A 15958-nucleotide genomic window follows, 5' to 3' on the forward strand; every position below is an offset into this window, starting at 1 on the left:
TCAGGTACGGTCGGGTGACGCGGGCTCCCGGTCGGCTGGCAGGGCGCGGTACCGTCTCCGGTCGCGGCGGCGCCCTCGCGGCGCGTGATCGGGTGGATTGCCGGCGCCGCCCGCGCGGCGCTGGTCGCCGCCGGACTATTCGTTACAATCGAAACTTGTTTCCCGCCCCTGGACTGGACGCTCCGATGAAGCTTGGTTCCCTGAAGGAAGGTGGCCGCGACGGCACCCTGATCGTGGTCTCGCGTGACCTGGCCCGCGCCGTGCGCGCCACCGGCATCGCCGCCACCCTGCAGCAGGCGCTGGAGGACTGGTCCAACGTCGCGCCGCGGTTGAACGCGCTGTCCGAGTCGCTCAACCATGGCGATGCCGATGGCGTGTTCGACCTGGACATGCAGGCGCTGGCCGCGCCGCTGCCGCGCGCCTACGAGTTCGTCGATGGCAGCGCCTACCTGCCGCACGTGGCGCGGGTACGCAAGGCGCGTGGCGCCGAGGTTCCGGAGACCTTCTACACCGATCCGCTGATGTACCAGGCGACCAGTGCCGGCTTCTACGGCCCGCGCGATGCGGTCAAGGTGGTCAGCGAGGACTACGGCATCGACCTGGAGGCCGAAATCGTGGTCATCACCGACGACGTGCCGATGGCGGTGACGCCGGAGCAGGCCGCCGGCCACATCCAGCTGGTCGGCCTGGTCAACGACGTCAGCCTGCGCAACCTGATCCCGGCCGAACTGGCCAAGGGCTTCGGCTTCCTGCAGTCCAAGCCGCGTTCGGCACTGAGCCCGGTATTCGTCACCCCCGATGAGCTCGGCGAGGCGTGGCAGGGCAGCAAGGTCCACCTGCCGCTGGTGACCCACATCAACGGCGAATGGTTCGGCGCCCCGGAAGCCGGCGTGGACATGCAGTTCGATTTCGCCCAGCTGATCGCGCACGCGGCCAAGACCCGTCCGCTGTCGGCCGGCGCCATCGTCGGCTCGGGCACCATCGCCAACGAGGACACCGCGCTGGGCGCGTCCTGCTTCGCCGAGCGCCGTACCGTGGAGACGCTGCGCGACGGCAAGCCGTCGACGCCGTTCATGCGCTTCGGCGACGTGGTGCGGATCGAAATGTTCGACCGCGCCGGCAACAGCATCTTCGGCGCCATCGAGCAGCGCATCGAGCAGGCCGCGCGGCCCTGACGGCGGCACGGCCCGTCGGTCCGCGGAAAGACGCCCACGGCAGCGGCGGCGGCTTCCCGGCCGGCGGCACGATGGACCGACCGGCGGCGCGGGCGCTCCCGTCGCCGCCGGGTATGGTGGCCTGCAGGCACAAGGAAACGGACATGCAACAGGGATTGACGCTCTACAGCTACTGGCGCTCCAGCGCCGCCTACCGGGTACGCATCGGCCTGAACCTGAAAGGGCTGGAGTACGCGACCGTGCCGGTCCACCTGGTGCGCGACGGCGGCCAGCAGCACGCCCCGGCCTACGCCGCGCTCAACCCGCAGGAGCTGGTGCCGACGCTGTGCGATGGCGAACGCGTGCTGACGCAGTCGCTGGCGATCCTCGAGTACCTGGAAGAAACCCACCCGCAGCCGGCGCTGTTGCCGGCGGCAGCGGGCGACCGCGCCCGGGTGCGCGCGCTGGCGCAGCTGGTGGCCTGCGACATCCATCCGCTCAACAACCTGCGCGTGCTGCAGTTCTTCGACCAGGAATGGCACGTACCGCAGTCCGAGCGCGACGACTGGATCCTGCACTGGATGCGCACCGGCCTTTCGGCGCTGGAAACGACCCTGGCGGGCGCGGCGCAGACCGGCCGCTTCTGCCATGGCGACGCGCCCGGGCTGGCCGATTGCTGCCTGGTGCCGCAGCTGTACAACGCGCGCCGCTTCCGCCTGGACCTGGACGCCTTCCCGACCCTGCGGCGGATCGAAGCCGCCTGCCTGGCGCTGCCGGCCTTCGATGCCGCCCGGCCGGAGAACCAGCCGGACGCGGCCTGACACCGCTTCACGGCAACAGCGGAAGCACGAAAAAGCCCCGCCGCGGCGGGGCTTCGTGGAGGGCCAGTGCTGCGCCGCGCCTCAGAACCCGTGGGTGATCGACGCCGGTGCCGCCGCCGAGAAATCCGCATAGGGGTCGTGCTCGCCGCTGGCGCCCTCGGACAGCCGGAACTTGAGCGCCAGGCCATCGCGCGAATCGGCCGCGCGCAGCGCCTCCTCCTGCTCGATCACGCCGTCCTTGGCCAGCCGGAACAGGCACTGGTCGAAGCTGTGCATGCCCTCTTCGAGCGACTGCTCCATGGCCTGCTTGATCTCGTGCACCTGGCCGCGGCGCAGCAGGTCGCGGATCATCGGGGTGTTGATCAGCACCTCGGTCGCGGGCCGGCGGCGGCCGTCGGTGCCCTTGACCAGGCGCTGGCTGATCACCGCGCGCAGGTTCAGCGACAGGTTCATCAGCACGTTGCGGTGCGCGCTCTCGGGGAAGAAGTTGAGGATGCGCTCGATGGTCTGGTCGGCGTTGTTGGAGTGCAGCGTGGCCAGGCACAGGTGGCCGGTCTCGGCGAAGGCGATGGCCGCCTCCATGGTCTCGGCGTCGAGGATCTCGCCGATCAGGATCACGTCCGGCGCCTCGCGCATCGCGTTCTTCAGCGCGTTGTGGAAGGCGTGGGTGTCCAGCCCGACCTCGCGCTGGTTGACGATGGACTGCTTGTGCCGGTGCAGGAATTCGATCGGATCCTCGATGGTGAGGATGTGCCCGGTGGTGGTGGCGTTGCGGTGGTCGATCATCGACGCCAGCGAGGTGGACTTGCCCGAACCGGTGGAGCCGACCACCAGCACCAGCCCGCGCGGGGTCATGATCACGTCCTTGAGCACGTCCGGCAGCTTCAGCTCCTCGATCGAGGGGATCCGGTTCTTGATCGCGCGGATGACCATGCCCACTTCGCCGCGCTGCTTGAACACGTTCACCCGGAACCGCCCCACATCGGCCAGTGCGATGGCCATGTTCAGCTCCAGGTCGCGCTCGAACTGCGGCACCTGGCCCTCGTCCATCAGCGAGTAGGCGATCTTCTTGACCATGCCCGGCGGCAGCCCGGTATTGCCCAGGGGGTACAGCTTGCCCTCGATCTTGATGTGCACCGGCGCCCCCGTGGTCAGGAACATGTCCGATGCGTTCTTTTCGGTCATCAGCTTCAGGAAATAGCCGATATCCATGGATGATTCCCCAGGCATTCGCCGCCCAACGTTGCAAGCACGCGGCGGCCTTGACGACAATGGCCGTGCTCAACTTTCCGCGACGGCTCCCCAATGAAACCTAGCTTCGCACACTTACGACGTCTCCTGTATGTGACCGCGTGCGCATCTGCGCTCTGCGCCAGCGCCATGGCGCAGGATCCGGCCGCGGCCGACCTGCTTGCCGCGCAGCAGGCGCTGGAACGCGCCGACCGCGCCGATGCCGACCAGTACGCACCGGACACCATCGCCCTGGCGCGGCAGCAGCTGGAACAGGCCCAGCGCGCGGCCGGCGACCGCCGCGAGCGCAAGCAGGCGCCCCTGCTGGCGCAGCGTGCCGCGGTCGACGCCGACCTGGCGCGGGCCCAGAGCGAGGAGGCGGTGGCGCTGGCCATGCTCGCCCAGCGCAGGGCCGAGGTGGAGCGCCTGCAACGCCAGCTGGCGACCGGGGAGGGACACTGATGGGCATCCGCATCCTGCTCGTGGCCGGCCTGCTGGCCGCGCCGCTGCTCGTCGCCGCGGCCGAGGATCCGGCGGTGGCGATGTTGAACCAGCGCCTGGTCAGCCTGCAGGCCGACGCGCGCACCACCGACCTGGCGGCGTTGGAGCGCCTGCAGGCGCAGCAGGCGATCGCCGTGCTGGCCAAGGCCAAGCGCAAGGAACTGGACCAGGCGCGCTACCTGGCCGAGCGCCGGGTGGCGATCGCCGAGGCCAGCGCCCGCGCTGAAGCCGCCCGCCGCGAGGTCGACCAGCTCGAACGCACCCGCAGCGAGCTGCTGGTCGAGGCCAGCCGGCGCGAGGCCGCCCGTGCCCGCCAGGAGGCGGAGCGGCTGCGGGTGCAGGCGCAGATCCAGGCCGAGGAAGCCGAGCGCCTGCGCCAGGCGGCCGAGGCCGAGACCCTGGCCCGCCAGGACGCCGAAGCAGCGCTGACCAGCGTGGCCGGCAAGCAGGCCGCGCGGGTCAGCTCGGCCCAGCAGAACGCCGCCAGGCTGGCCCGCGAGGAAGCCGAACTGGTCTCCGGCAAGAAGCTGCCGCCGTCCAGGTTCGACAATCGCGGCGAGGTGTTCACCCTGGCCGGCGACGCCTTCGCCGCCGGCCAGGCGACCCCGTCGGCTGCCGCGCGCGACCAGCTCAAGGCATTGGCCGAGTACCTGAACATCGGCAGGAAGGGGCGGGTGACCATCGAGGGGTACGACAGCGCCAACGGGGTCGGCCAGCGCCGCGCGCAGGCGCTGAAGGACGCCCTGGTGGCGGCCGGTGTCGGCGCCAACCGCATCCAGGCCAGCGGCAAGAAGGCGGCCGCCACCCGCGCCCGCTCCGCCGAGGTGATCGTCGCGCCGTGATGTCCTGACGGCGCCGCCGGCACCCATGGAGTGGGGTCCCACCCCGCTCCGGCACTACTGCTTGTGGTCCCCCGGTATCCGCTACCGGCCACGGCGCGGCGCCGCCGTCGCCGCTGAATGTGCGCCCGTTGCTGAACCTTTTCAGACTCCATCCAGCGCGCTTGCCGGAACTATTTTTCAGGCGTAGGGTCAATTGTCCGGGCGGCATTTTCGTCGCCCGGACAGCGGAGGACCGGGCCAGTGCAACCGTGGCGCGAACCAGTAGCAGACAGCTTCCGGGCAGTGCGCCGGAATGCGGCCTCGGGTTCGGCCGTGCCCCGTCCGGACCTCCATCCCAGAGCGCCCCGTGCCGCAAGGCCGGGGCGTTCGTGTTTCCGCATGTAGGAGGTAGTCATGTTCGAAGGGCAGCCGCAGAGTGAGATCGACGCGTTGATCAAGGTCAACCCCGAGTTCAAGCAGCTCTATCAGCAGCACCAGAAGCTGAACAAGAAATGCATGGATGCGGAACTGGGAGTACTTCCCATCGACGATGTGACCCTGGGGCAGATGAAACGCGAAAAGCTGCTGGCCAAGCAGAAACTGCTGCGGATGTATGAAAACCGGCTCAACTGAACCTTCCCCACGCTGAAAACTTTCCGTCGCGGGCAAGGGCGGCCTCCTCGTCGGCCGCCCTTGCCCGCGTCGCTTGCGCAAAGGCGCGCTGGCAATGATCCAACAACCGATCGTCGCCTGACTTTCGCGCATATCCATCGGATAATCGGGCTCCGGCCGCGGCGCGGCGCGATCCCAAGCATATCGATGGCAATCCACTCCTCCGTACTCGAACTCATCGGGCGCACGCCGATCATCAAGGCCCAGCGCCTGGATGCCGGTGTCTGCGAGCTCTATCTCAAGCTCGAAAGCGCCAACCCGGGCGGCTCCATCAAGGACCGCATCGGCCTGTCGATGATCGAGGCGGCGGAGAAGCGCGGCGACCTCAAGCCGGGCGCGACACTGGTGGAAGGCACCGCCGGCAATACCGGGCTGGGCCTGGCGCTGGTGGCCCAGCAGAAGGGCTACAAGCTGATCCTGGTGGTCCCGGACAAGATGAGCCGGGAGAAGATCTTCAACCTCAAGGCGATGGGCGCCGAAGTGGTGCTGACCCGCTCGGACGTGGCCAAGGGCCACCCCGAGTACTACCAGGACCTGGCCAAGACCATCGCCGAGCGCACCCCGGGTGCCTATTTCGTCAACCAGTTCGGCAACCCCGACAATCCGGCCGCGCACGAATTCGGCACCGGCCCGGAGATCCTCGAACAGATGGACGGCGACCTGGACGCCATCGTGTTCGGCTGCGGCAGTTCCGGCACCATGACCGGGCTGTCGCGCGCCTTCGCCCGGCTGTCGCCGAAGACCGAACTGGTGCTGGCCGACCCGGTCGGCTCGATCCTGGCCGAGTACATCAACGAGGGCACGCTCAACGAGAAGTCGGGCTCGTGGCTGGTGGAAGGCATCGGCGAGGATTTCCTGCCGTCGATCTCCGATTTCAGCCGGGTCAGCAAGGCCTATGCAATCAGCGACGCGGAGAGCTTCCACACCGCACGCGAACTGCTGGGCAAGGAAGGCATCCTCGGCGGTTCCTCCACCGGCACCCTGCTGGCGGCGGCGCTGAAGTACTGCCGCGAGCAGACCACCCCGAAGAAGGTGCTGGTGCTGGTATGCGATACCGGCAACAAGTACCTGTCGAAGATGTACAACGACTACTGGATGCTGGACAACGGTTTCCTCGAGCGCCCGCGCTACGGCGACCTGCGCGACCTGATCCTGCGCCCGTACAGCCAGCGCGACACCGTGGTGGTCGGCCCCAACGACCTGCTGACCACCGCCTACCAGCGCATGAAGCTGTACGACGTCTCGCAGCTGCCGGTGATGGATGGCGACCGCCTGGTCGGCATCATCGACGAGAGCGACGTGCTGCTGCATGTCTACGGCGACGAAGCGCGGTTCCGCGATCCGGTGGCCATCGCCATGGTCAGCAAGCTCGACCGGCTGGACGTGAAGTCGCCGATCGAGGCGCTGCTGCCGGTATTCGACCGTGGCCAGGTCGCCATCATCATGGACGGCAACGACTTCCTCGGCCTGATCACCCGCATCGACCTGCTGAACTACCTGCGGCGGCGGGTGCAGTGAGCGCGGCAGCCGGAACGGCCGGTTCAGGTCGTCCCCGTAGAATTTCCCCCCTTACCAGCCGGAAAGCACCATGACGGATCAGCACCCACGCGGCGATGGCGGCGAGCGCAGCCTGTCGCTCGCCACCCTGGCCATCCACGGCGGCCAGTCGCCGGACCCGAGTACCGGCGCGGTGATGCCGCCGATCTATGCGACCTCGACCTACGCGCAGTCCAGCCCGGGCGTGCACCAGGGCTTCGAATACTCGCGCACCCACAATCCCACCCGTTTCGCCTATGAGCGCTGCGTGGCCGCGCTGGAAGGCGGCAGCCGCGGCTACGCGTTCGCCTCGGGCATGGCCGCGACCTCGACGGTGATCGAGCTGCTCGATGCCGGCAGCCACGTGGTGGCGATGGATGACATCTACGGCGGCAGCTTCCGCCTGTTCGAGCGCGTGCGCCGGCGCACGGCAGGGCTGGATTTCAGCTTCGTCGACCTGACCGACCCGGCCGCGCTGGCGGCGGCGATCACGCCGAAGACGAAAATGGTGTGGATCGAGACGCCGACCAACCCGATGCTGAAGATCGTGGACATCGCCGCGGTCGCGGCCATCGCACGGCGTCATGGGCTGATCGTGGTGGTCGACAACACCTTCGCCTCGCCGATGCTGCAGCGCCCGCTGCAGTTGGGTGCGGACATCGTGGTGCACTCGGCCACCAAGTACCTCAACGGCCACTCGGACATGGTCGGTGGCATGGTCGTGGTCGGTGACAACGCCGAACTGGCCGAGCAGATGGCCTTCCTGCAGAACTCGGTGGGTGGCGTGCAGGGCCCGTTCGACAGCTTCCTGGCGCTGCGCGGGCTGAAGACGCTGCCGCTGCGGATGAAGGCCCACTGCGCCAACGCACTGGCGCTGGCCCAATGGCTGGAAACGCACCCGGCCGTGGAGAAGGTCATCTATCCGGGCCTGGCGTCGCACCCGCAGCATGCGCTGGCGTCGGCGCAGATGAGCGGCTTCGGCGGCATTGTCTCGGTCGTGCTCAAGGGCGGCTTCGAGACGGCGAAGCGCTTCTGCGAGCGCACCCAGCTGTTCACCCTGGCCGAATCCCTCGGTGGCGTGGAAAGCCTGGTCAACCATCCCGCGGTAATGACCCATGCCTCGATCCCGCCGGTCCGCCGCCAGCAGCTGGGCATCAGTGACGCGCTGGTGCGCCTGAGCGTCGGCGTGGAGGATGTCGAGGACCTGCGCGCGGATCTGGAAGCCGCTCTTGCGGCATAGGCAACCACGCCATTGCCGGAAAAGGAAAAGGGGCTCGCAGGAGCCCCTTTTTCATGTCCGGGTGGCGTGCCGACCGCGGATTATTGCTGCACTTCGGACAGCGCCTTGCAGGCGATCTGCACCTTTTCCTGGCTGGCTTCGGCCAACGTCTTCCAGTAGAACGGACAGGCGAGAAGATTGTCCGGCGTCGAGGTCTTGGAAGACGTGACGTTCACGGTCAGCTGTACCTCGCCGACGATGAATTCCAGACGCGACTTGTCGATCACGTCGTCCTGGAAGGTAATCGAGCCGGCGCCATCGAGGGTCTGCTTGTTCTCGCCGAGCTTGATCATGCCGGACGCATCCGCCATCTTCTGGGCCTGTTCCGAGGCGCTCGGGTCACCCGAGTAGGTCGCCACCACCAGTACCTTCTCGGATTTTGCCTTGAGCACGGCTTCGGCCTGCGGGCTCAGGGTGACCTGCACGTTCACCGGGGCGATGGTGGCCTTGGGGACCAGCTTCTCGGCCTCGGCTTCCGAGATCGGGGCGGGGGTCTCGTTTGCCGGGGTTTCCGGCTCTTCCTCGCGACGGGCGCAGCCGGTCACCACCAAGGCTGCGATAAATGCGGCTGTGAGAGTCTTCTTGTTCATGGCTGGGATGCCGTGGGTTGTGGGGAAGTGGTGTTCTGGGGCGGCGGCAGGACGGCGGGGGCGGGGGCAGGGGTCGGAACTGGCGCCGGCACCGGCGGCGTCCTCGGGGCTTGTTCCAGATCCAGGTACTGCAGGCGATCGATGATGGCCTGGCTCACCGCCGTGGCCTGGTCGTCGTTCTCGACGATATAGGGAACGATGACCAGCACCAGTTCCTTCTTTTCCGTCACCTTTTTCCTGCTCTTGAACAGGTTGCCGAGCAGCGGGATGTCCTTGACCAGGGGCACGCCGGTGTTGCCGTCACTGTCGTCGCTGCTCATCAGTCCGCCCATGACGACCGTCTGGCCGTCCTTGAGCGTCAACGAGGTGTTGATCACCCGGTTCCGGATTGTGGGCGAAGCCGCCGAGGCCGCGGTGGACTGCGAGGGGGCTTCGTCACTGGCCTTGCTTACTTCCTGGGTCAGGTCGATGTCGACGCGGTTGTCCGAATAGACCGTCGGCTTGATCTTCAGCAGCACGCCGGTCTTGCGGTACTGGATGGACTGCAGCAGGTTGGTGCTGCCGCCCGTCTGCTGGCCGGATGTCGTGGTCATCGAGACGGTGGGAATCTCGTCGCCGACATCCATCGACGCCTCGCTGCCGCTCTTCACCAGCAGGCGCGGGGTGGACAGGATGTTGACCCGGCTGTCCTGCGCCATCGCCTTGAGCATGACCCGGTTCTGGCCGGCCACGTCCAGCAGCCAGGTCAGGCCCGTGCCGACCGACGGCGCGCCGGTTCTGCCCGATCCGGCACCGGACCAGATGCTTCCGTCGAACCGTCCGAAACCGTGGGTGGCGAACCAGTTGAAGCCGACGTCGGTCGTGTTGCTCAAGGTGATTTCGGCGATCGTCACTTCGATCATCACCTGGCGCGGGGCCTTGTCCATCTGCCGCACCAGGGTCAGCATGCGCTCCCACTGCGCCGGCTCGCCCTGGTAGATGAGGGCGTTGCGCGGCTCATCCACCTGCAGCGAACCCGTGCTCTGCGCATGCCCGCGCGCTGCCGCGGCGGGTTGTCCGGTGGCGCCGGCGGCCGGTGGCTCGACCGGTGCGGGTGCGGCACTGTTCCCCGCGCCCAGGATCTTGGCCAGGTCGGCGGCCTTGGTGTTCTTTACCTGGTAGTAGAACAGGGACTGGGTGCCGGCCTGCCGGCTGGGCTTGTCCAGTTCGCGTGCCCACGAAACCGCGTAGTCCAGTGCTTCCTGGGTGTTGGCGAAGACCAGCACCGAATTGACCGCGGTGATCGGCAGCACGATGACGCTGGAGGGCGAGCCGATCGAACGGTTCGCGCCGTACCCCTGGACGTTCATCACGTCCACCAGGCGGTCGGTCAGCTGCTCGGCGCTCATGAAGGCCGGTTCCAGGCGCGTGCTCACGCGCCCGCGCATCAGCGGCCTGTCGAACACGCGCAGCGCCTCCACCGCCTGCTGTACCTGTGCCGGTTTGCCGCTGACGATGATCGAGTTGCGGCCGGCTTCGTCCAGCACCTTGATGTCCTGGCCGAACAGCGTACCCAGCCAGCGCACCGCGTCACCGCTGCGCACCACTTCCAGTTCGATCAGCTGGAACACCGGGCGGTGCGAGGCGGGGACCTGCGGAGAGGCGCGGCCGCTGATGATCAGCGGGGGCGCGACCGAACTGCCAGTGGCGCCGGTGGCGAGCTTGACCAGCTTGCCTTCGACCGCCACCGACACGCCATACTCAGCCAGCAACTGGCGGGTCAATACGAACAGATCCTCCGGCTTCTGCCTGGCCTCGGTACGGAGCGTCACCAGATCCTGCAGCTTGGAAACATCCGGGGTCATCGTCATGTTGAGACCCAGCAGGTTTCCAAACACCTCGTTGGCGAATACCGGCACGGGGACGTTCTGCACATTGACGCTCACCGGCGTGCTGCTCATGGCCGGCAGCGTGTCCCGGATCTGCGTTCCCGCGGTCGCCGGGCCGAGGTCGCCGATGCGCGGCGTATCGGTCTGCGTCAGGGACTGCGGACGTTCGATATGGGGGCTGATTTCATGCTCGGCACTGATCGACTCCTTGGGGGGCACGTCCAGTCCAGTGGTCACCCGCACCGGCGGCGGCGTGGCGCAGCCGGCCAACAGCGTGATGCCGAATGCGGCAAGGCCAATCAGAGGGCGGCGATGGGACATCATTTACGGATTCCTTGATCGGGTGCTTCCGGTTCCTCGCAGCCTTCGGACATGTCCACGGCCTCGCTCTGGAACAATTGATACGTGACGATGCAGGCATCGCGCTTGGTCATGGCCCTGTCGCCATCCACCTTGTGCAGCACGCTGCCGTCGGGCAGCGCCTGGCCCAGCTCGATGCGCTTCACCTTGTCGGGGCTGTCGGGCGTCATCACCAGGATCGCAGGGGTGGCTTCATCGACGGTGCCCGCCAGGCGCCAGGCGGCGCGTTCGCCGGGCGTTCCGCCAACATCGCCCTTCCAGCGCATGCCGCTGGTGACCACGGCCAGGTCCTGGGGTACGTGACGGGCGATATCCGCCATTGCCGGCAGGCTCCAGGCATTGCCCTGTTCGCTCGCCTTGGGCAGCGGAGGCGGCGGCCACGCCGCGCCTATCGACACGCCGGCCAGCAGCGCACCTGCCAGATAGAGATAGGGCCAGTGACGGCGGGCGATCATGGCGTACCCCCCTCGGTGACCCGGTAATAGGCGTTCAGGGTCAGGTGCAGGGTATTGCTGTCGTCGCTCTGCAGGGTGAGCGTTTCCAGGGTGACCAGGTTGCTCGAGCTTTCGATCTGGCGCAGCAGGTTGAGCGATTGCCGCGGTGAAGCGGCGACGTTCAGCGAAGCATTGATCCTCAGTACGCCGGGTACGGTTTCCACGGTGCCGGAGCGGTTGATCCGGATGTTGGCGTTCTGCTCGTTGCCGAATCCCGAAGTAAGCCCGCGCAGCCAGTTCTGCAGGGCGGCCTGGGCCATGCCCGGCGTGGATACTTCCGGCAACTGCGCCTTGAGCGTGTCACGCAGTTCGACGGCGTTTTTTTGCCGCTCGAACCAGACGTCCTGGCCTTTGAGCGACATGATCCGGCGCAGGTCCAGCTCGGCGTCCATGGCAGCCTTCTGCCGCTCCACGCGCACCGCGTCCAGGGCCTGCAGGCAGAACAATGCCAGCAGCAGGACGATGGCCAGCCCAGCCCACTTCAGCCAGGGCGCGGCTTCGACCTGTCGCTTGAGATTCTGCAGTTGGCTGTCGAATGCCTTCATGGCGTGTCGTTTCCTGCGTTCGAGGCGGCGGTGATCGTCGCCTTGATCGTCAGTTCATTGTTGCGTCCCAGCTCTGCGGTGACGCCCTTGAACATCGGGGAGTCCTCCAGCGAGGAAACCAGCGTCTCGGGATTGCTCCCGGGCGCAATCACGTTCACCTCAAGCGTATCAGGCGTCGGCTGGCTCCATTTCCGGACCTGCCATTCCTTGCCCGGCAACAGCCGGACCAGTTCGGCCATCAGCGAGGTGCTCGGGCGCAGCCCATGAAGCGAAAGGAGGCTGTCGATCTCGGCGACAGCCTGGTCGGCGGCGTCGCGTGCGTCGAGGATGCGCTGGAGCGGGGCGTCGAGGTCGGTGGCCGTGGACTGGGCGCGCCAGATGTCCGCCTGCGCGCGCGCGATGCTGCCGAGCTGGGCGCCCGCAACCAGCACAAACACCGCGACCAGCGCAAAAGCGGCCTTGGGCAGGTATTGTTCGAGACCAGACAGCTGCAGCTTGTCGGTTCCTGTTGCCTGGCGGTTCCAGGGCGCCTCGGCCAGTGCGACTGCCTGCGGCTCGGGGAGCGGCAGCGCGGGCTCCAGCGCCTGGCCGGTACCGCGCACGAAGTCGCGCCATTGCCCCGCTGACGGCAAGCCCTGCCACCACCGGCTGGCGCAAAGCCGCCCGGCTTTCCAGGCGCGCGCCTCGAACCCGTCGTCGAGCTGCAGCAGTTCGATGCCCTGCTCCAGAGGGGACCCGGCATACAGTGCCTCGGCCACGAACCGCTTGCGCCGGCCGGGCTCGGCGGCCGCGAGCGCATGGACCCGGGCCCGCGACCAGTACCAGAGTGCGGCGCTGCCGTCCGGTGACCAGGCGATATCGAAATCCGGATCGGGGAACGGCGCGGCCCGGCGTACCGAGAGCGCTGCGAACTCCTTGCGCTGCTTGGCTGGCGCCTTGCCCGCGTCCAGGGTCATGAAAAGGCAGAGCTCGCGTCCGACGAAAAAAAGCGTGGTATCGCTGCCGCCACCGCTCAGTGGCGCATTACCCTTGCTTCCCAAGCGTATCCGGCGTGGAGAAAAGCGGTGTCGAAGGCGAGCCAACCACGGCCTGATCGGATTCGTTGCCACGTGGAAGGATGACCTCGTAATCAATACGCCATGGGGGGCCCTTGGGCTCCAGAGGCGTTAGCGTCCAATGCAGGAGCTGGCGAGCGCCGGAATGTCGATCCCATAGGATAAGGTTGCCGGAGGGCTTTGCAAAGAGGGTCAGTCCGTCCTCGAACCCCGTCCCCATGCCCATTCCAAAGGTCTGCTGTACCTGCCACAGCGACACGAACGGCGTGGTGCGGCGCAGTTCAACCATGCGTCTGGCGTTCTCCGCGGTCAGCCCTGGTGCCAGTTCCAGTACCTGCAGGGGGGCGGTGTTGACGTTCAGGTCCACGCCGCGGGTCATGGTGAACATGGAAAGCAGCTGTGCGTCGTCCATCTTGGCCAGCAGCTTGTCCCAGACCAGGATGCGCCGCAGTTCCAGCGGGGTCGCCAGCGTGCGATTGGTCGGCGGAGGGAGCCCGGCGCGTTCGTAATGGCCCTTTTCGGCGCCATTGAGGCGGTGCAGGTCGTCCTGGTCCTGGTAGTCCAGCCGCTTGGCGTCCAGCCCGTCCCATTGGTCGGCGGGTACCCCCAGCGCGCGGTAGAGGGCTTGCCGCATCACCGGGGCTGCCCAGTTCACGCTGAGCAGGCCGCGGTCGTCCTGCAGCGAGAAGCGCGTATTGCCCAGACCCTGGTAAGCGGTGCCATCAAGCCGGATCTCGTTGCCGACCGGCAGGGCCATGAAGCCATCCGGATCATCGGGAGGGACGGGCGCGGCCGCGCTGTCCGAATCATTGACGGTCAGGCCGGCCACGGTCTGCCGTTGCGTTGCCAGCAGGTACAGCAGGGTTTCCCGGGTTCCGGCCATGGCCAGCTCGCTTTCGAACCGGTCGGCGTCGGCCTGTGCGGCCTGGATCGCGCGCTCGGCCGAGGTTGCCGTCGCGGCGGCGAGCAGTGCCAGGACCACCAGCAATGTCAGCACGATCACCAGCACGAAGCCGGCGTCGGTCTTGGGGCGACGGTCAGTCAAACTCGGCCTCGAACGGGTTGACATAGGGGTTGTGGGCACCGGCGACCGCGGCCGCCCACAGGCGTTGGCTGCCGTCGTCCATTTCCTGCTCGAGCACGATCATCGCTGGCAGGTGGTCGTGCAGGCCGAGCTTCGGCGGCCATTGCTCGTACATGCGTCCCTCCTTGTCCATGTAGCCGAACGTGGCCTTCGTGACCCCGGGCAATGGCAGCTCGAGCTCCTTGCCGGCCTCGACCAGCTTCAGGCGACGCTGTGCCCCGTCCTCCTGGATCGACCATTCGATCGCCACCGCCCCACCCTGGTGTGACTGGACCGCTTGCGTGGCAATCCCGGCCAGGTGTTGCGACGTCCCTCGAACGCCTCTTCCTTCACCGGGTAAAGGCTGCGCAACGAGCTCTCCACCCAGCTTTCGGTGAGCGTGGCCTGCTGCGTGGCGCCGCTGATGCCGGCAATGGCGGCATTGGCCCGCCGCCATTGTCCCAGTGACTGGAAGCCCAGGGCGATGGCCATGCCTGTGATCAGCAGGACCACCATCATTTCCAGCAGGGTGAGGCCGCGCTGGCGCTGGCGCAGGTGCGGGTGGTCACTCATCGTCGATTGACCTGGGGCGGGCGATTTCCCAGCCGGCCTTGCGCAGGCTGAAGTCGCGTACCCGCTGCCCGTTGCGCAATATCTCGACGTCCAGCTCGTAAAGGCGGAAATCGAACGGCGTTGCGCCCCCGGCCGGACTCATGCCTGCGCGGCGTTCGGTCAATGGACGTGCCTTCCAGCGGATCTCCAGCGGCGGCAGGTCCCGCTTGCCGTCCGGCTCCATCATCGGGTTGACCGTCTCCAGTGCCGCCATCGCCACGCGCGCATCCTGCAGCGCCCGGGAATTCGCGCCAACGCGGCCCAGCGCGAACGTGCTGGTGGACAGCCAAGCGTAGAGCGCGAGCAGGCACGTGGCCATGATCGTCAGGGCCACGATCGCTTCCAGCAACGAGAAGCCGTGCTGCCTGTGGCGGGGCCGGTAACGGGGATTCATGGGCTGGGCCGCTGTATGCGGCAGAAGGGGGCATGTATGCGCAGGTCGATCGTCTGGTGCGCGGTGACAAGTGTTGCCTCGCCGTCGGTACAGGCGCCATTTGCCTGTACCTGCAGCGGGGTTTTCGCGCGCAGCGCCCAGCCATCGGGCACCGTGACCAGTGGGATGGATTCCTTCCCTTCGACGTTCAGGGGGCTGCCGGTGGCACGGACGCGACTGGGAAGGCGCTCGAGCTGCTGCAGGACGTCATCGACCTGGGTGGCCTCCTGCCAGGAGCGCACCATGCGGTAGCTCGGGGGCGCTGCAACAGCGGTGGCCATGGCAAGAATTGCCATGACGACGATCATCTCAAGCAGGGTGTAACCCGCTTGGGGACGGTTCATTGCTGTTGGGGCAACTGCCCGATGTCGGCATCGTAGCCGCTGCCGCCATCCTTGCCGTCGGCACCGAAGGAATACAGGGTGAATGCGCGGGTACCGGAGGGCTGCGGCGAGTACTGGTAGGCATTGCCCCATGGGTCATCGGGCAGGCCGTCTTCCAGGTACGGGCCCTTCCAGCGCTGCGCCAGTTTGCTGTCGCCCGGGGGCTGCACGAGCAGTTTCAGGCCCTCTTCCTGCGAGGGGAAGCGGCCGATGTCCAGGCGCATGGTCTCGAGCGCACCCTTGAGCATCTTGGCCTGCGTCTCCGCGGTCTGGACCTTGGCTTTATCGGCCTGGCTGAACAGGCGCGGGCCAACGAGGCCCATGATCAGCCCGATGATGACCAGTACCACGATCATCTCCAGCAGAGTGAAGCCCTGGATGGAATTGCGGCGCAGGCGGCGGCTGGAACGGAAGCGTGGGGGAGTCATCACGGACCATGCAGGCAAATCGAAAGGCGGCCAGCAGTCTACGGCTTGCCGGCGATGGCCGGCAACCGGCGCCCCGGGCAGCGGTCTGGGTCTGGCCGGGGTTGCCCACGGCT

At 67.3% G+C, this 15958-nt stretch carries 19 protein-coding genes; 7 read left to right on the forward strand and 12 right to left on the reverse strand.

Annotation, left to right across the window (positions count from 1 at the left end):
- Positions 1-185: 185 nt before the first annotated feature.
- Positions 186-1175 (forward strand): 2-keto-4-pentenoate hydratase, encoded by a 990-nt coding sequence (locus tag B1L07_02405; protein ID AUZ54168.1) that lies wholly within the window; start codon positions 186-188, stop codon positions 1173-1175.
- Between the two features lie 143 nt (positions 1176-1318).
- Entirely contained in the window at positions 1319-1975 is a 657-nt protein-coding gene (locus tag B1L07_02410; GenBank protein AUZ56420.1) for a maleylacetoacetate isomerase, read from the forward strand.
- Between the two features lie 81 nt (positions 1976-2056).
- On the opposite strand, the gene B1L07_02415 is transcribed toward B1L07_02410, so the two are convergent.
- A complete protein-coding gene (locus B1L07_02415) occupies positions 2057-3187 on the reverse strand; it encodes a type IV pili twitching motility protein PilT (protein ID AUZ54169.1) in 1131 nt (376 codons plus the stop codon).
- A 93-nt stretch (positions 3188-3280) separates the two neighbouring features.
- Here B1L07_02415 and B1L07_02420 point away from each other — a divergent pair, with 93 nt between their 5' ends.
- The 5 genes from B1L07_02420 to B1L07_02440 all read left to right on the forward strand — a co-directional run bounded on the left by B1L07_02420 (position 3281) and on the right by B1L07_02440 (position 7975).
- A complete protein-coding gene (locus B1L07_02420) occupies positions 3281-3667 on the forward strand; it encodes a hypothetical protein (protein AUZ54170.1) in 387 nt (128 codons plus the stop codon).
- On the forward strand, positions 3667-4548 hold the full coding sequence (locus tag B1L07_02425) for a hypothetical protein (protein ID AUZ54171.1): 882 nt from the start codon (positions 3667-3669) through the stop codon (positions 4546-4548). The genes B1L07_02420 and B1L07_02425 overlap by 1 nt, the downstream gene beginning before the upstream one ends.
- A gap of 393 nt (positions 4549-4941) precedes the next feature.
- On the forward strand, positions 4942-5160 hold the full coding sequence (locus B1L07_02430; protein ID AUZ54172.1) for a hypothetical protein: 219 nt from the start codon (positions 4942-4944) through the stop codon (positions 5158-5160).
- Positions 5161-5346: 186 nt separating this feature from the next.
- Positions 5347-6717 (forward strand): cystathionine beta-synthase, encoded by a 1371-nt coding sequence (locus tag B1L07_02435; GenBank protein AUZ54173.1) that lies wholly within the window; start codon positions 5347-5349, stop codon positions 6715-6717.
- A 70-nt stretch (positions 6718-6787) separates the two neighbouring features.
- On the forward strand, positions 6788-7975 hold the full coding sequence (locus B1L07_02440; protein AUZ54174.1) for a cystathionine beta-lyase: 1188 nt from the start codon (positions 6788-6790) through the stop codon (positions 7973-7975).
- A gap of 80 nt (positions 7976-8055) precedes the next feature.
- Here the strand turns inward: B1L07_02440 and B1L07_02445 are convergent, their stop codons facing one another.
- The 11 genes from B1L07_02445 to B1L07_02495 form a co-directional block, all read right to left on the reverse strand.
- Entirely contained in the window at positions 8056-8565 is a 510-nt protein-coding gene (locus B1L07_02445) for a hypothetical protein (GenBank protein AUZ54175.1), read from the reverse strand.
- A 35-nt stretch (positions 8566-8600) separates the two neighbouring features.
- Positions 8601-10796 carry a hypothetical protein gene (locus B1L07_02450; protein AUZ54176.1) on the reverse strand — a complete coding sequence of 732 codons (2196 nt, stop codon included), beginning with the start codon at positions 10794-10796 and terminating at the stop codon, positions 8601-8603.
- Positions 10793-11287, reverse strand: a complete 495-nt coding sequence (locus B1L07_02455) for a hypothetical protein (GenBank protein ID AUZ54177.1) — start codon at positions 11285-11287, stop codon at positions 10793-10795. The genes B1L07_02450 and B1L07_02455 overlap by 4 nt, the downstream gene beginning before the upstream one ends.
- Positions 11284-11871 carry a hypothetical protein gene (locus tag B1L07_02460; protein AUZ54178.1) on the reverse strand — a complete coding sequence of 196 codons (588 nt, stop codon included), beginning with the start codon at positions 11869-11871 and terminating at the stop codon, positions 11284-11286. The genes B1L07_02455 and B1L07_02460 overlap by 4 nt, the downstream gene beginning before the upstream one ends.
- Complete coding sequence (locus tag B1L07_02465) at positions 11868-12827, reverse strand: hypothetical protein (GenBank protein ID AUZ54179.1); 960 nt, start codon at positions 12825-12827, stop codon at positions 11868-11870. The genes B1L07_02460 and B1L07_02465 overlap by 4 nt, the downstream gene beginning before the upstream one ends.
- A gap of 67 nt (positions 12828-12894) precedes the next feature.
- Positions 12895-13971, reverse strand: coding sequence for a hypothetical protein (locus tag B1L07_02470; protein ID AUZ54180.1), 1077 nt, complete (start codon positions 13969-13971; stop codon positions 12895-12897).
- Positions 13964-14260, reverse strand: a complete 297-nt coding sequence (locus B1L07_02475; GenBank protein ID AUZ54181.1) for a hypothetical protein — start codon at positions 14258-14260, stop codon at positions 13964-13966. Before B1L07_02475 ends, B1L07_02470 begins: the two co-directional genes overlap by 8 nt.
- Positions 14212-14562: a hypothetical protein gene (locus B1L07_02480; GenBank protein AUZ54182.1), complete on the reverse strand. Its 351-nt coding sequence runs from the start codon at positions 14560-14562 to the stop codon at positions 14212-14214. Before B1L07_02480 ends, B1L07_02475 begins: the two co-directional genes overlap by 49 nt.
- The gene (locus B1L07_02485) at positions 14555-14995 is read right to left on the reverse strand and encodes a hypothetical protein (protein ID AUZ54183.1); all 441 of its coding nucleotides are present in this window, start codon (positions 14993-14995) and stop codon (positions 14555-14557) included. Before B1L07_02485 ends, B1L07_02480 begins: the two co-directional genes overlap by 8 nt.
- Positions 14992-15378, reverse strand: coding sequence for a prepilin-type cleavage/methylation domain-containing protein (locus tag B1L07_02490; protein AUZ54184.1), 387 nt, complete (start codon positions 15376-15378; stop codon positions 14992-14994). Before B1L07_02490 ends, B1L07_02485 begins: the two co-directional genes overlap by 4 nt.
- A complete protein-coding gene (locus tag B1L07_02495; protein ID AUZ54185.1) occupies positions 15375-15845 on the reverse strand; it encodes a type II secretion system protein GspG in 471 nt (156 codons plus the stop codon). The genes B1L07_02490 and B1L07_02495 overlap by 4 nt, the downstream gene beginning before the upstream one ends.
- Between the last annotated feature and the right edge of the window lie 113 nt (positions 15846-15958).

The sequence above is a fragment of the Stenotrophomonas acidaminiphila genome, from assembly GCA_002951995.1.
In the GTDB taxonomy this organism is placed as follows: Bacteria; Pseudomonadota; Gammaproteobacteria; order Xanthomonadales; family Xanthomonadaceae; genus Stenotrophomonas; species Stenotrophomonas acidaminiphila_A.

What these genes read in the sequence shown, in the direction of transcription:
- B1L07_02420 (AUZ54170.1), top strand. Translation starts at nt 3,281, where the DNA reads ATGAAACCTAGCTTCGCACACTTACGACGTCTCCTGTATGTGACCGCG.
- B1L07_02485 (AUZ54183.1), bottom strand. Translation starts at nt 14,995, where the DNA reads ATGAATCCCCGTTACCGGCCCCGCCACAGGCAGCACGGCTTCTCGTTG.
- B1L07_02440 (AUZ54174.1), top strand. Translation starts at nt 6,788, where the DNA reads ATGACGGATCAGCACCCACGCGGCGATGGCGGCGAGCGCAGCCTGTCG.
- B1L07_02480 (AUZ54182.1), bottom strand. Translation starts at nt 14,562, where the DNA reads ATGAGTGACCACCCGCACCTGCGCCAGCGCCAGCGCGGCCTCACCCTG.
- B1L07_02410 (AUZ56420.1), top strand. Translation starts at nt 1,319, where the DNA reads ATGCAACAGGGATTGACGCTCTACAGCTACTGGCGCTCCAGCGCCGCC.
- B1L07_02435 (AUZ54173.1), top strand. Translation starts at nt 5,347, where the DNA reads ATGGCAATCCACTCCTCCGTACTCGAACTCATCGGGCGCACGCCGATC.
- B1L07_02425 (AUZ54171.1), top strand. Translation starts at nt 3,667, where the DNA reads ATGGGCATCCGCATCCTGCTCGTGGCCGGCCTGCTGGCCGCGCCGCTG.
- B1L07_02490 (AUZ54184.1), bottom strand. Translation starts at nt 15,378, where the DNA reads ATGAACCGTCCCCAAGCGGGTTACACCCTGCTTGAGATGATCGTCGTC.
- B1L07_02405 (AUZ54168.1), top strand. Translation starts at nt 186, where the DNA reads ATGAAGCTTGGTTCCCTGAAGGAAGGTGGCCGCGACGGCACCCTGATC.
- B1L07_02460 (AUZ54178.1), bottom strand. Translation starts at nt 11,871, where the DNA reads ATGAAGGCATTCGACAGCCAACTGCAGAATCTCAAGCGACAGGTCGAA.
- B1L07_02465 (AUZ54179.1), bottom strand. Translation starts at nt 12,827, where the DNA reads ATGACCCTGGACGCGGGCAAGGCGCCAGCCAAGCAGCGCAAGGAGTTC.
- B1L07_02455 (AUZ54177.1), bottom strand. Translation starts at nt 11,287, where the DNA reads ATGATCGCCCGCCGTCACTGGCCCTATCTCTATCTGGCAGGTGCGCTG.
- B1L07_02415 (AUZ54169.1), bottom strand. Translation starts at nt 3,187, where the DNA reads ATGGATATCGGCTATTTCCTGAAGCTGATGACCGAAAAGAACGCATCG.
- B1L07_02450 (AUZ54176.1), bottom strand. Translation starts at nt 10,796, where the DNA reads ATGATGTCCCATCGCCGCCCTCTGATTGGCCTTGCCGCATTCGGCATC.
- B1L07_02495 (AUZ54185.1), bottom strand. Translation starts at nt 15,845, where the DNA reads ATGACTCCCCCACGCTTCCGTTCCAGCCGCCGCCTGCGCCGCAATTCC.
- B1L07_02430 (AUZ54172.1), top strand. Translation starts at nt 4,942, where the DNA reads ATGTTCGAAGGGCAGCCGCAGAGTGAGATCGACGCGTTGATCAAGGTC.